13 protein-coding genes are annotated in these 13,001 nt (G+C 64.8%); 9 read left to right on the top strand and 4 right to left on the bottom strand.

Features of this window, described 5'->3' with window-relative positions:
• Positions 1-70: 70 nt before the first annotated feature.
• From REA38_RS05570 to modE, 4 genes are all read right to left on the bottom strand, one after another.
• Complete coding sequence (locus tag REA38_RS05570; RefSeq protein ID WP_033647143.1) at positions 71-889, bottom strand: CPBP family intramembrane glutamic endopeptidase; 819 nt, start codon at positions 887-889, stop codon at positions 71-73.
• A gap of 166 nt (positions 890-1,055) precedes the next feature.
• Positions 1,056-1,628 (bottom strand): cysteine hydrolase family protein, encoded by a 573-nt coding sequence (locus tag REA38_RS05565; RefSeq protein WP_060429668.1) that lies wholly within the window; start codon positions 1,626-1,628, stop codon positions 1,056-1,058.
• Positions 1,629-1,723: 95 nt separating this feature from the next.
• Positions 1,724-3,211 (bottom strand): molybdate ABC transporter ATP-binding protein ModF, encoded by a 1,488-nt coding sequence (gene modF / locus REA38_RS05560; protein ID WP_308885254.1) that lies wholly within the window; start codon positions 3,209-3,211, stop codon positions 1,724-1,726.
• A 90-nt stretch (positions 3,212-3,301) separates the two neighbouring features.
• A complete protein-coding gene (gene modE, locus REA38_RS05555; protein WP_041033928.1) occupies positions 3,302-4,093 on the bottom strand; it encodes a molybdenum-dependent transcriptional regulator in 792 nt (263 codons plus the stop codon).
• A 188-nt stretch (positions 4,094-4,281) separates the two neighbouring features.
• Here modE and REA38_RS05550 point away from each other — a divergent pair, with 188 nt between their 5' ends.
• The 9 genes from REA38_RS05550 to modC all read left to right on the top strand — a co-directional run bounded on the left by REA38_RS05550 (position 4,282) and on the right by modC (position 12,988).
• Complete coding sequence (locus REA38_RS05550; protein WP_308885253.1) at positions 4,282-6,444, top strand: TonB-dependent receptor; 2,163 nt, start codon at positions 4,282-4,284, stop codon at positions 6,442-6,444.
• 4 nt (positions 6,445-6,448) lie between these two features.
• Positions 6,449-7,438: an ABC transporter substrate-binding protein gene (locus REA38_RS05545; RefSeq protein WP_308885252.1), complete on the top strand. Its 990-nt coding sequence runs from the start codon at positions 6,449-6,451 to the stop codon at positions 7,436-7,438.
• 1 nt (position 7,439) lies between these two features.
• Positions 7,440-8,195 (top strand): class I SAM-dependent methyltransferase, encoded by a 756-nt coding sequence (locus REA38_RS05540; protein WP_308885251.1) that lies wholly within the window; start codon positions 7,440-7,442, stop codon positions 8,193-8,195.
• Between the two features lies 1 nt (position 8,196).
• Positions 8,197-9,222, top strand: a complete 1,026-nt coding sequence (locus tag REA38_RS05535) for an iron ABC transporter permease (RefSeq protein WP_308885249.1) — start codon at positions 8,197-8,199, stop codon at positions 9,220-9,222.
• Positions 9,219-10,007, top strand: coding sequence for an ABC transporter ATP-binding protein (locus REA38_RS05530; protein WP_308885247.1), 789 nt, complete (start codon positions 9,219-9,221; stop codon positions 10,005-10,007). The genes REA38_RS05535 and REA38_RS05530 overlap by 4 nt, the downstream gene beginning before the upstream one ends.
• A 145-nt stretch (positions 10,008-10,152) precedes the next feature.
• The gene (locus REA38_RS05525; RefSeq protein WP_004939813.1) at positions 10,153-10,302 is read left to right on the top strand and encodes an AcrZ family multidrug efflux pump-associated protein; all 150 of its coding nucleotides are present in this window, start codon (positions 10,153-10,155) and stop codon (positions 10,300-10,302) included.
• A gap of 158 nt (positions 10,303-10,460) precedes the next feature.
• Entirely contained in the window at positions 10,461-11,234 is a 774-nt protein-coding gene (modA, locus tag REA38_RS05520) for a molybdate ABC transporter substrate-binding protein (RefSeq protein WP_308885246.1), read from the top strand.
• Positions 11,231-11,920, top strand: a complete 690-nt coding sequence (gene modB, locus REA38_RS05515) for a molybdate ABC transporter permease subunit (protein ID WP_033653514.1) — start codon at positions 11,231-11,233, stop codon at positions 11,918-11,920. Before modA ends, modB begins: the two co-directional genes overlap by 4 nt.
• Entirely contained in the window at positions 11,921-12,988 is a 1,068-nt protein-coding gene (gene modC / locus REA38_RS05510; RefSeq protein ID WP_016928697.1) for a molybdenum ABC transporter ATP-binding protein ModC, read from the top strand.
• The last annotated feature ends 13 nt before the right edge of the window (positions 12,989-13,001 follow it).

Below are 13,001 nucleotides of genomic sequence, written 5' to 3'. Positions count from 1 at the left end.
GGTGCGCTGCCGATGATAGCGTTTTCACCCGACCTGCCGGCAGAGAAGGGCTCTCTGCCGGCGTCAGCCGTTAAGGATGCTGATACAGCGGGTAGGTAAAGAACAGCAGATGGGTCAGATTAAGCCCGAAATGGAACAGAATCGGCACCCACAGGCGGCCGCTCCACATCCACGCCAGGCCGTAGATTACCCCGGCCAGCGTCGCGAAGATCACCATCAGCATGCCGCCGGCCAAATGCGCGGCGCCGAACACCAGAGAAGCGACGATCAGCGCCGGCCAGGCGCCCAGCCACTGGCTGAGGCGCTGCTGCAGGTAGCCGCGAAACAGCGCTTCTTCGGCCATACAGACGAAGAACAGGTTCGCCATCACGAAAGGCAGGATCCAGGCGGGCGCATGCAGCTCGATTTTTAAGCCGCCCAGCGCCACGGCCAGCAGCAACAGCGCCGGCACGGCCAGCAGCAGCGCAATCCAGCCCGCTTTGCCGACGTTGCCGCCGCGTTCAGCGGAAAACAGCGTGGGCAAGCAGGCGAACAGCAGGAAGGGCACCATCGCCTTGTCGAAGTTGTAATACATAGTGAACGGCGCGCTGAGCGGGCCGGCTTTTTCACCGTCGATCATCAGCTGATTGTGGATGCCCGGCACCAGGTGCAAGAACAGCGCCACGCAGCCGGCGACCACCAGCCCTTCGAACGCGATCGCCAGACTACGCCGCTCGCGAAAATGGTGACGTAGCCCCGCCAGCGCCACGATGGCCAACAGGCAACCCAGGCTGAGCGGCGTCAATACCCCATGATAAAGCCCCATGCCCGCCGAGGCGGCCAGGATAACCCAGGCTATCAGCCGGTTAAACGGTAAGAAAAATAACGAAGCAGCCAGTACGCCCCACATGATATGTCCCTTTAAAATATGTACACGGCGCTCAGCGCCTATGCGGCGTGCGATGATGGCAAAATTGAGCGCTAGAGCGGATAGTAGCACACCAAGATGACGCTAAAGGTCGGGGCAGTGACGCATCCGTGCAGGGTGCCGGCCCACACGACCGGCGGTATTGAGGTCAGCCTTGCATCCAGGCCTGCGAACGGGCGATTTCCGCCAGGTTTTGCAGGGTGTCCAGGCTCTGCTGGTGGAGCTCCTGCGTGGGGGCTGCGCACAGATCGTGCAGCACGGTCACCTGGAAGCCGGCGTCGTGCGCCTGACGCGCGGTGCTCTCGATGGCGAGCGGCGTGCTGACGCCCGCCAGCAGCAGATGATGGCACCGATGTTGCCGCAGCCAGGCTAACAAATTGTTACCGGAGAAAGCGCTGACCGCCGTTTTATCAAACTGCAGATCGGTCTCCTCCTGATGCAGATCGGGCGCCCAGCGGCAGCCCGGGCCGTTTAGCCGCAGCGCGCCTATCTGTTTCAAATGGTTGAACAGCGGTGAGTGGAGCGGGATGTCATGATAATCGTCGGCAAATCCCGTCCGCACCCAAATCACCGGGATTTTTCGCACCCGGGCGTAGGCCGCGGCGGCATTGACGTTGGCGAGCAGGTGGCTTGCCGTCACCTGTTCGCGGCAGTGGTTGGCGCGCCCTTTGGGCCCGATCAGATCCTCGATCAGGTCGATGATAATCAACGCAGCGGACATGGCGTCTCCAGAAAATGGCCTTCTTTCTTTCTATGATAAAAGGCCAAATGTGATGTGCTGCGGTGAAGTGTTGCCGGATATGTTTACGCCGCGCTTCAGGCGGAAGCCGCCTCCAGCCGTTGCTGTTGGTAGCCGTAGCCGCCCTCGCCGTCGGGCACGAAGCTGAGGCGGTGTGTGATGCACTGCGGCGCGTCTTCGGCATGGTGCGAGACGAACAGCAGCTGGGTGGCGCCCTGGCCGATCAGCACGTCGATGAAGCGGCGCACCAGCTGGCGATTGAGCGGATCCAACCCTTGCAGCGGCTCGTCGAGGATCAGCAGCGCCGGGTGTTTCACCAGCGCGCGGGCGATCAGCGCCAGCCGCTGTTGGCCCCAGGAAAGGCTGTGGAACGGGGCGCCGCCGCGCGCGCCGTCGAGCCCGAGCAGCGCCAGCCATTGCTCGGTCAGCTGCCGCTGACGATCCGAAACCGCCTGATAAATGCCGATCGAATCGAAGAACCCCGACAGCACCACGTTGCGCACGCTGGTGTTGACGCGATAATCCAGATGCAGGCTGCTGCTGACGTAGCCGATATGGCGCTTGATCTCCCAAATGGTTTCCCCGCTGCCGCGGCGGCGGCCGAACAGCGTCAGATCGTTGCTGTAGCCCTGCGGGTGATCGCCGGTGATCAAGCTGAGCAGCGTGGATTTGCCGGCGCCGTTCGGGCCGACGATCTGCCAATGTTCACCGGGGTTAACCTGCCAGTCGAGATGATTGAGGATCGGCCGGTCGTTATAGCTGACCACGCCGTCGCGCAGGACGATCAGCGGCCGATCCGCCGGCAGCGCGACCTTTTGCGTTGGATCCTCCTCCTCCGGCAGCGCCAGCCCGCTGAGGTTTTCGCTGTGCGCCAGCTGCGCCACCAGCGCGTCCGCCATCACCTGGCGGCGCGGCCCGCGGTTGGTCAGGGTACAGTCCGCCAGCACGCCCACCTGCCGGACAAAATCCGGGATGTCGTCGAACCGGTTGAGCACCAGCACCACGGTCTGGCCCTGGGCGGAAAGCTCGCTCAGCAGCGTGGCGAGCTGCGCGCGCGAGTGCACGTCCAGCCCGTCGAAGGGTTCGTCGAGGATCAGCAGGTCAGGCTCGGGCATCAGCGCCCGGCACAGCAGGGTTTTGCGCGTTTCGCCGGTGGAGAGGTATTTGAAGCGGCGCGTCAGCAGGGCGGTGATGCCGAACTGCGCGGCCAGCCGCTCACAGCGCGCGGCGTCTTGCACCTCTTCCTGAATGATTTCCGCCGCGGTGCGGCCGGTGTCGTCCTCGTCCGCGCTGAGCAGATCGGTGTTGTTACGTTGCCACTCGTCGCTGACCATTTTTTGCAGCTGTTCGAAGGAGATGCGCACCGCGTGCTGAAAGTCGCTGCGGCGCTCACCGCTCAGCAGAACCAGTTCGTCGGCCAGCGCGCGCGCCAGGGCGGATTTGCCGCTGCCGTTGGCGCCGACGAAGGCCCAGCTGTCGCCGGCCTGGATTTCCAGCGCGTCCAGCGTCAGGGTGCGGGTATCGCTTAAGCGGAATGAACCTTGCGAAATGTGCAACGACGACATCACCTGTTCCTTTTTTTGCAATTATTTGCCTTAGGAATAGGCGCATTGCAGGGTGATGTCAATCAACAAAAACGCAACGTCATGTTGCGCTTAACACAACGTGGCGACAATCACGCGATCGGCGTTGAACAGGGCGTGTACGGCGGTGCCGACGCTCAGCTGCAGGCGCTGCAGCTCCGCCGTCGTCAGGGTGGCGCACAGGGTTTCGCCACCCGCCAGCGTCACCAGCACCTCGCTGTGTTCGGCGCCCGGCTGAATGCCGGCCACCACGCCCGCCAGCGCGTTATCCGCGCCGGCATGCTCCGCGGTATCGACGCTTAACCGCACCCAGGGCGCCTTGATCAGCGCCAGCACCTCTTTGCCCGGCGTCAGCTGCAGCCGGTCGGCGCTTTGCTGGGTGACGGCCGCCGTCAGGCGAGTGGTGCCGTCATTCAACAAAATCGCCAGGTGCTGCTGCACTTGCTGATGATCGCGTTCGATGACGGTACCGAAGAACTGATTGCGCGCGCTGGTTTGCAGCGAGAAGCGCGAGATGGCCGCCAGCAGGCTGTCGAGCGGCAGATCGTCCTGCTGCAACACGTCGAAAGCTTTTTGCTGCACCTGGCCCAGCAGGTCATACAGCTGGATCAACCGCTGGCCATAGTGCGTCAGCTGTGCGCCGCCGCCGCCTTTACCGCCGGTGGCGCGTTCCACCACCGTTTGTTCCGCCAACTGGTTCATCTCATTGATGGCGTCCCAGGCGCTTTTGTAGCTGATGCCCGCCAGTTTGGCGCCCTGGCTGATGGAGCCGGTGTGCTGCACCTGTTTCAGCAGCGCGATGCGGCGCGGATCGGCGAACAGCTTTTGCTGGAGTTTGAGAGTCAGAAGAATTTCGGCCTGCATAGCGCATCCTGTCGGCGGCAAAAATCTTATTGTCGCCGATTTGGCGGCAAAGCGCCAAGCGCAGTGCGTTGGAGGGCGGGGCAATAAAGACTGGCATTGCTTTGTTGTTATAATATAACATAACAGAAAAACGATAAGGCTTTACGCTGGCTGCGGCCGGTTTTTATTTCACCACAGGGATGCTTCACATGAGTACGACACGCTGGCGTCTTGTCACGCCCAGAAAATCGTTATGCCTTGCCGCCGCCTGGGTCGGCGGCGCACTGACGGCGCCGTTGGCTTTCGCCGCCGACTGCGATAAAGCCCGCAATGCCATGGGATGCGAAGAACAGCTCACCGTGGAGGCGGCGGCCCCCGCCGGGCGCTACGATGCGTTGAACGCCGTGAGCCGCAGCGCTTCGCAGCTTGGGCTGACCGCTCGGGAGACGCCGCGCAGCGTCGATATCATCAGCGCAAGAGCGATCCAACAGCGGGGCGATCGCTCGCTGGCCGCCGCCGTCGAGCACGCCACTGGCCTGTCCGGCGTCGCTTCGCCGACGCTGTCCAACAACTTTTCCGCGCGCGGTTTCCGGCCGATCGCCTGGCTGTATAACGGCGTGGAGATGCCCGGCAGCACGCTGCAGCTGGGCGATCCGGCGCATTACGACAGCATCGAGATACTGCGCGGGCCGGGATCGGCCTTGAACGGCCTGAGCGCCGCGGGCGGCAGCGTCAACCTGATCTCGCGGCGGCCGACCTTCAGCCGCCAGCCGCTTGAGCTCGATTATGGCTTCGGCAGCTACCGCAGCCAGCGATTGCATCTGGGAGCCGGCGGCGCGCTGGTGGACGATGCGGTGGCGTACCGGCTGGACGTCAGCGGCAACGACAGCGGCAGCAACGTGCAGTACGAACGCGATCGGCAGAAGCGGGTTTCCGGCTCGCTGCTGTTTAAACTGACGGACGATGCGCTGTTGACGCTGAGCCTGGACCGCACGCTCAACCGCACCAACAACCCTTACTACGGCACGCCGCTGCTGGACGGGCGCATTGCCGGCGAGCTGCGCGACATCAATTACAACAACCTGACCGACAGCCGCATCCAGAGCAACGCCACCGCATTTCAGGCTAGTCTGGACTGGTTTATGACGCCCGAAGTGGAGTGGCATAACCAATTCTATTACTACAGCGGCTTTCGCGAGTGGCGCAACGTCGAACGCTTTCGCGTCGCGGCGGCGGCCCGACCCGGCGACGTCAACCGCGACTCCTTCGGCGCCCTGGCGCACGACGACGATCTGATCGGCAACCGCAGTTCGCTGGTGCTCGATCGCGCCATCGCCGGTTTCGATAACCGGTTGCTGGTCGGCCTCGATCTGAGCAAGCGGCATTTTCAGTATTACTCCAACGGCTTCCCCGGATCCGAAGACGTGCCGCTTGGCGCGCCGCCCCGAGAGCCGTTCGCCCAGGGAACCGACCGCCAACGCGCGCCGGTGCGCCACGTTACCCAGAACCAGTACGCCGCCTTTCTTGAAGATCGCTTCAGCCTGACCGAGCGTTTAGCGCTGCTGGGCCAGCTGCGCTACAACCATATGAACATGGACTGGCGCTTCCAGGGGCCGCAGGAAGAGAGCCGCGCGCACACCTACGTTTTCAGCACCTGGAGCCTGGGCCCCAGCTATGCATTGACCGATAACCTCACGCTCTACGCCAACTACACCACCGGCCAGGAGCCGGGCAACGATCTGTTCTTCCTCAGCCCAACGCAGACCGATCTGCCGCTGACGCGAGCGCGCCAGTGGGAGGCCGGCGCCAAAGGGCAGTTCTGGGGTAACAAAGGCGAGGCGACGCTGGCGCTGTACGAACTGCGCAAGGACAACCTGTTTGTGCCCGACGCGCAGCGGCCGGATGCGTTGAACGCGGTAGGCAGGCAGACGTCGCGCGGCATCGAGCTTGGCGTGGTGCTGCGTCCCGACGAGCGCTGGGAGCTGGCCGGCAACGCCGCCTACACGCATGCCCGCTACGACGACTATCGCGGCGGTAGCCCGCTGCGCAGCTACAACGGCAATCGCCCGGCCTATATCCCGGACTGGACCGCCAACCTCAGCGTGCATTATCAGGCGACGGAGCGCCTGGGGCTGGCTTCTTCACTGCGCTACGTCGGCAGCAGTTACAACGACGACGCCAACCAGCGCAAGATGCGCGCGTACACCACGTTCGATCTGGCGGCGGATTATCAGCTGACGCCGATCGTCGATGTCGGCTTTCGCATTCGCAACGCCACCAACCAGCTGTACGCCTACCAGCGCACTTACCCGGATCAGGCGCTGATCGCGCCGCCGCGCAGTTATGAAACCTTCGTGTCGGTCAGGTTCTGACGGCGTGAAACGCCGGCTTGCCCTGCTGTTGTGCGCCCTGGGATTGGGCGGGGGCGCGCCGCTGCGCGCCGATGCCGTCAGCCTGCAAAATTGCGGGGTAACGCACGATTACCCGCAGCCGCCGCAGCGGGTGCTGGTTTACGCCAACCCGGCGTTGGAAAACCTGCTGGCGCTGGGGCTGGCTGGCCGCGCGATCGGCGTGGTTGGGTATGACCGCGCGCGCGATCCCTCGCCGACGGCCGATGCGCTGCAGGCGCCCACCAGCCCGGCGCCGCCCACGGCGGAAGCGTTGCTGCTGATGCGGCCGGATTTTGTCTATTCGGCCAGCTATTACTGGCTGCACAGCCCGGAAACGCCCGATCGGGCGCGGCTGGCAGAATGGGGCATCGGCACTTATCTCTCTCCCGGCGCCTGCAGCGGCCAGCAAAGCGCGATCGCCGCCGCGCTGGCGTTCGAAGACATTTTCACCGAGCTGCGGGAGCTGGCGCGCATTTTCAACGTCAGCCGCGCCGGTGAAGCGCTGGTCGAACGGCTGCGTGGGCAGTTGAGGGCGCTCGAACCACAGCGTGCTCAGCTGCCGCATTTGCGTCTGCTGTGGTGGTATGCTGGCGCGCAAACGCCCTATGTGGCGGGCTGCTGCGGCGCGCCAGGCTTGCTGAGCCGCAGCGTCGGCAGCGAGAACCTGTTCGGCGACCGGCCCGAGCTGTGGCCGACGGTGTCCTGGGAGGTTATCGCCGCCCGCGATCCGGATGCGATCGTGCTTGGCGATCTGCCGCGCGGCGGCCTCGGCGACAGCGCGGCCGACAAGATCGCCTTTCTGGAGCATCACCCGCTGACCGCGACGCTGCGCGCCGTGCGTCAGCGGCGCTACGTGATCCTCCCCGGTTACGACATGGACCCTTCCGCCCGCACCGTGGCGGCGCTGGGCCGTTTGATTCGGGGCCTGGCGGCCTTGCCGCCGCAGGCGCCGACTTTTTCCAACAAGGAACCTTGATATGACTGCCGTTTCATTCTCTTCGCTGCTGGACTCCTGGGATCGCCAGCAGGCGGCCTACATCGCCGAGCGGGAAGCGCGTTTTAACGCCCAGCTGGACGTGCTGGCGCTGGCCGCCGGCCAGGATTTTCACGTGGTGGATCTGGCCTGCGGCCCGGGCTCGCTGAGCCTGCGCATTTTGCAGCGCTTTCCGCAGGCCAGGGTGACCGCCATCGATCTCGATCCGCTGCTGCTGGCGGTGGCGCGCGGTGCGCTGGCGGCCTACGGCGATCGGATCCGCATTCTGCAGGCCGATCTGGCGGATCCGGCCTGTTTTGCCGCGCTGTCCGGCCCCGCGCCGCAGGCGGCGGTGTCCAGCACGGCGCTGCACTGGCTGATGCCCGAGCAGCAGCTGGCGCTGTACCGCAACGTCGCCGGGCTGCTGGCCGACGGCGGCGTGTTCCTGAACGCCGATCATCAGCGCTATGACCAGCGCCAGCCGCGGCTGAAAGCGTTGGCGGAGCGGCACGACGAGCAGACCCAACAGCGCGCCTGGGACAACGGCGTTGAGGATTGGGATCGCTGGTTTGCGGGCGCGCTGCAATCGCCGGCGTTGGCCGCTTATCAGGCCGAGCGTGAAGCGCTGTTCGCCGGCCGCCCGGTGCCGCCGCCGACGCCGGTGGATTTCCAGCTCGCGGCCCTCAGGCAGGCCGGTTTCAGCGAGGCGGGGACGGTGTGGCAGCTGCTGGACGACTATGTGATCGCAGGCTGGAAATAGCATGATCCGGCGGTTACTGCCCGGCCGTGAGGCCGGCTGGCTGCTGTTGCTGGCGGCGGCGCTGCCGCTGGCCCTGCTGGGCGCAACCCTGTCGGGGCCAGCGCCGATCGCGTGGCACGACGCCTGGCGCATTGTGCTTGGCGTCAGCGGCAGCGCGGCGACCGATACCGATGTGTATCAGCGCATCATCTGGTCGCTGCGGATGCCGCGCGCGCTGTTGGCGGCGCTGGCCGGCGCCGGATTGGCGTTGGCGGGCACCGTGCTGCAGTCGCTGACCCGCAACCCGCTGGCCGATCCCTGGGTGCTGGGCATCTCCTCCGGCGCCGGCGTGGGAGCGGTAACGGTGCTGGTATTGGGACTGGGGGGCGGCCTGTTGTCGGTGTCCGGCGGTGCGTTTATCGGCGCGTTGGGAGCGTTTGCGTTGGTGATGCTGCTGGCCGGGCGTTCGCTGCAGGGGGAGTCCACGCTGTTTATCCTGGCCGGGGTGGCGGTGACGCAGCTGCTCTCCGCGCTGACTTCGCTGATCACCCTCTGGCAGGCGGACGCCAACGCCACGCGCGGCGTGATGTTCTGGCTGCTGGGATCGTTCAGCGACGCGCGCTGGCCGCAGGTCGGGCTGTGCGGGTTGGCGCTGGCGGCGGCGCTGCTGCTGTCTTGGCTGCGGGCGGGTGAGTTGGACGCGCTGGCGTTTGGCGGCGTGACCGCCGCTTCGCTGGGGGTGGCGGTGGCTCCGCTGAAGCTGCTGCTGTATGTGGTGACCACCGCGCTGACGGCGGCGATCGTCGCGTTCAGCGGCGCGGTGGGATTTATCGGGCTGACGGTGCCGCATGTCGCCCGGCGGCTGGTCGGCTCGCGGCATCGGCTGCTGTTGCCGGCCAGCGCGCTGTGCGGTGCGCTGTTCGCCGTGGCGGCGGACACCCTGGCCAGAACGCTGTTTGCTCCGCGCGAGCTGCCGGTCGGCGTGCTGACCGCGCTGCTGGGGGTGCCGGTATTCCTGCTGTTGCTGTATCGGAAGGTCAATGCATGACGATTGAAAAAGCGCGATCCGGCCTGTGCGCCGAGGGGGTGAGCTGGCGAGCGGGCGAACGCACTGTGCTGGAAAATCTCAGTTTCTGCGCCTTGCCCGGTGAGGTCACCGGCGTGCTCGGCGTCAACGGCAGCGGTAAATCCACGTTGCTCAAGCTGTTGGCCGGGTTGCAGCCCGTCGCCGGGGGCCGCGTTTGGCTGGCAGGGCGCCAAATTACCGCGTTTTCCGGGCGGGAGCGCGCCAGGCGCATCGCTTTTCTCGAGCAATCCGCCCCCGGCACCTTCGCGCTGCCGGTGAAGGAGGCGGTGCTGCTGGGGCGCCTGGCCCATATCGGCCGCTGGCGCGGTTTCGGCCCCGAGGATCGCCGCCTCGCCGGGCAGGCGATGGAGCAAGTGGGCATCAGCCACCTGGCCGATCGCGATTGGCAGCGGCTGTCCGGCGGTGAACAACAGCGGGTGCATCTGGCGCGCGCGCTGGCGCAGCAAACGCCGTGGCTGCTGCTGGATGAGCCCGCCAACCATCTGGATATCGCCCATCAGCAGCAGTTTATGGCCTTGCTGCGGCGGCTGAAACTCAGCGTGGTGGTGACGCTGCACGATCTGAATCTGGCGGCCTGTTATTGCGATCGGGTGGCGCTGCTGCAGCAGGGCGGGATCTGTGCGGCGGGCACGCCGCGGCAGGCGCTGACGCCGGAGCACATTCGCGCGGTGTACGGGGTGGAAGCCCGGCTGGCGGCGCCCGCCGGCTATGCGCCGCCGCTGATCTATTACCCCGCCCCGGCATGAGCCCGGTGGAAAGGGCACGTTTGGCCGATCACAATTTCGCCCCGCTGGCTAAAATAACTCCGGTTTTAGCGATTTTTTGGGTTAGAATAACCCGGTATGCGGTGAAAGGCATTTGCCGCTCAATGGGCAGTTAAGCGAGGCTATCATGTTGGAATTATTGAAAAGTCTGTTGTTTGCCGTGGTCATGGTGCCGGTGGTCATGGCGCTGATCCTCGGCCTGATCTACGGTTTTGGCGAAGTGTTCAACGTCTTCTCCAAAGTGGGCCGTTCGAAAGAAAACCGCACCCAGCACTGACCGTTCCCCATCTCGATACCCGCCGGCATCGCCCGGCGGGCATTCCTCAAGTTATCTCACGCTTTGCCGATAAACCGCATGACAAGCTTTCGCGCAACGTTATATTATTTTTTATATAACGAAGAGTGATAATGCACGTTAACTTGCGGAGAAAAACAATGAAACAGCAATGGACCAAATGGGTTGGCGGGATCGTGTTGGCATCGGGCCTGGTGGCACAGGCTTCGGCGACGGAAAAGATCACCGTGTTCGCCGCCGCGTCGCTGACCAACGCGCTGCAGGACATCGCCACCCAGTATCAAAAAGGCAAGGACGTGCAGGTGGTTTCCTCCTTCGCGTCGTCCTCGACGCTGGCGCGCCAAATTGAGCAGGGCGCCCCGGCCGATCTGTTCATCTCCGCCGATCAACAGTGGATGGATTACGCCATCGACAAACAGCAAATGGTGAAAGACACCCGCTACACGCTGCTGGGCAACGAACTGGTGCTGATCGCCGCCAAGAGCGATAAGCAAGACAAGATCGCCATCGACAAGCAGACCGACTGGGCCAAGCTGCTCAGCGGCGGCCGCCTGGCTGTGGGCGATCCGGATCACGTGCCGGCCGGCATCTACGCCAAAGAGGCGCTGGAACATCTGGGCGCCTGGAGCGCGCTGGAACCGAAACTGGCGCGCGCCAACAACGTGCGCAGCGCGATGGCGCTGGTGGAGCGCGGTGAAGCACCGCTCGGCATCGTCTACGGCTCCGACGCGGTCGCCAGCGACAAGGTGAAAGTGGTGGGCGTGTTCCCGGAAGACAGCCACAAACCGGTTGAATATCCGATGGCGATGGTGAAAGATCGTCAAAATCCGACGGTCAGCGCTTTCTATACCTATCTGAAGGGCCCGGAAGCGGCCGCTATTTTCGAACATTATGGATTCACCCCGCGTAAATGATTCTGAGTGAGTACGAGTGGCAGGCGGTTGAGCTGAGCCTGAAAGTCTCCGGTTTGGCGGTGGTCTGCAGCCTGCCGTTCGGCATTCTGATGGCCTGGGTGTTGGTGCGTTGCCGCTTTCCCGGCAAGGCGCTGCTGGACGGCGTCATTCACCTGCCGCTGGTGCTGCCGCCGGTGGTGGTCGGCTATTTGCTGCTGATCGCCATGGGGCGGCGCGGCGTCATCGGCGAGTGGCTGTACGACTGGTTCGGCTTCAGCTTCAGCTTTAGCTGGCGCGGCGCCGCGCTGGCATCGGCGGTGGTGGCGTTTCCATTGATGGTGCGCGCCATCCGGCTGGCGCTGGAGGCGGTGGATACCCGGCTGGAGCAGGCGGCGCGCACGCTGGGCGCCAACCCGTGGCGGGTGTTTTTCACCGTCACGCTGCCGCTGTCGCTGCCCGGCGTCATTGTCGGCGTGGTGCTGGCCTTCGCCCGCTCGCTGGGGGAGTTCGGCGCCACCATCACCTTTGTCTCCAACATTCCCGGTGAAACCCGCACCATTCCGCTGGCGATGTATACGCTGATCGAAACGCCGGGAGCGGAAGCCGCCGCCGCGCGGCTGTGCGCGATCGCCATCGTGCTGTCGCTGGCTTCGCTGATGGTGTCCGAATGGCTGGCCCGCTGGGGCCGCAAACGGATGGGGGTGTAAATGCTGGAGCTGGATTTCTCGCAGCAGCTGGGCGACCTTAATCTCAACGTCCGCGCCGATTTGCCGGCGCAGGGCATCACCGCGATTTTCGGCCTGTCCGGCGCGGGCAAAACTTCCCTGATCAACGCCATCGGCGGCCTGACCCGTTTGCAGCAGGGGCGAATCGCGCTCAATGGCCGCACGTTGGTGGATACCGCCGCGGGCCTTTGCCTGCCGCCGGAAAAGCGCCGTATCGGCTACGTGTTTCAGGATGCGCGGCTGTTCCCGCACTATCGGGTGCGCGGCAACCTGCAATACGGCATGGCGGCCGGCATGCGCGCGCAGTTCAACACCATCGTCGAGCTGCTGGGCATCGGGCCGCTGCTCAATCGGCTGCCGCTGACGCTCTCCGGCGGTGAAAAACAGCGGGTGGCGATCGGCCGCGCGCTGCTGACCGCGCCGGAACTGCTGCTGATGGACGAGCCGCTGGCCTCGCTCGATCTGCCGCGCAAACGCGAGCTACTGCCGTATCTGGAGCGGTTGGCGCAGGACGTCAACATCCCCATCCTCTACGTCAGCCATAGCCTGGACGAGATCCTGCGCCTGGCCGAGCAGGTGATGGTGCTGGATCGCGGCGAGGTGCGCGCGTTCGGCGGGCTGGAAGCCGTTTGGGCCAGCAGCGCGCTGCGGCCGTGGCTGCAGCGTGAAGATCAGAGCAGCGTGCTGCGCGTCAGCGTGATTGAGCATCATCAACGCTATGCCATGACCGCGCTGGCGCTCGGCGATCAAAGGCTGTGGGTCAGCGGCATCGACGCCGAACTGGGCACCCAGCTGCGCATCCGCATCAACGCCGCCGATGTCTCGCTGGTGCTGCAGCCACCGGTCAACAGCAGCATTCGCAACGTGTTGCCGGCCAAGGTAAGCGAGTGTCTGGACGTGGATGGGCAGGTGGAAGTGAAGCTGGCGGTCGGGGAACACGTGCTGTGGGCGCGGATCACGCCCTGGGCGCGCGATGAACTGGCGATCCGCCCTGGGCAGTGGCTGTACGCGCAGGTGAAGAGCGTGTCTATCAGCCGCGAGAGCCGCTAAGACAGGCCCTCAC

It is taken from the genome of Serratia sp. MF1(2023), assembly GCF_030954545.1.
GTDB lineage: Bacteria > Pseudomonadota > Gammaproteobacteria > Enterobacterales > Enterobacteriaceae > Serratia > Serratia sarumanii.
This window is presented reverse-complemented; position numbering and strand designations above follow the sequence as displayed.

Excerpts from the sequence above, each read along its gene's own strand:
- REA38_RS05570 (WP_033647143.1), bottom strand. The coding sequence starts at position 889 with ATGTGGGGCGTACTGGCTGCTTCGTTATTTTTCTTACCGTTTAACCGG.
- REA38_RS05565 (WP_060429668.1), bottom strand. The coding sequence starts at position 1,628 with ATGTCCGCTGCGTTGATTATCATCGACCTGATCGAGGATCTGATCGGG.
- modF (WP_308885254.1), bottom strand. The coding sequence starts at position 3,211 with ATGTCGTCGTTGCACATTTCGCAAGGTTCATTCCGCTTAAGCGATACC.
- modE (WP_041033928.1), bottom strand. The coding sequence starts at position 4,093 with ATGCAGGCCGAAATTCTTCTGACTCTCAAACTCCAGCAAAAGCTGTTC.
- REA38_RS05550 (WP_308885253.1), top strand. The coding sequence starts at position 4,282 with ATGAGTACGACACGCTGGCGTCTTGTCACGCCCAGAAAATCGTTATGC.
- REA38_RS05540 (WP_308885251.1), top strand. The coding sequence starts at position 7,440 with ATGACTGCCGTTTCATTCTCTTCGCTGCTGGACTCCTGGGATCGCCAG.
- REA38_RS05535 (WP_308885249.1), top strand. The coding sequence starts at position 8,197 with ATGATCCGGCGGTTACTGCCCGGCCGTGAGGCCGGCTGGCTGCTGTTG.
- REA38_RS05530 (WP_308885247.1), top strand. The coding sequence starts at position 9,219 with ATGACGATTGAAAAAGCGCGATCCGGCCTGTGCGCCGAGGGGGTGAGC.
- REA38_RS05525 (WP_004939813.1), top strand. The coding sequence starts at position 10,153 with ATGTTGGAATTATTGAAAAGTCTGTTGTTTGCCGTGGTCATGGTGCCG.
- modA (WP_308885246.1), top strand. The coding sequence starts at position 10,461 with ATGAAACAGCAATGGACCAAATGGGTTGGCGGGATCGTGTTGGCATCG.
- modB (WP_033653514.1), top strand. The coding sequence starts at position 11,231 with ATGATTCTGAGTGAGTACGAGTGGCAGGCGGTTGAGCTGAGCCTGAAA.
- modC (WP_016928697.1), top strand. The coding sequence starts at position 11,921 with ATGCTGGAGCTGGATTTCTCGCAGCAGCTGGGCGACCTTAATCTCAAC.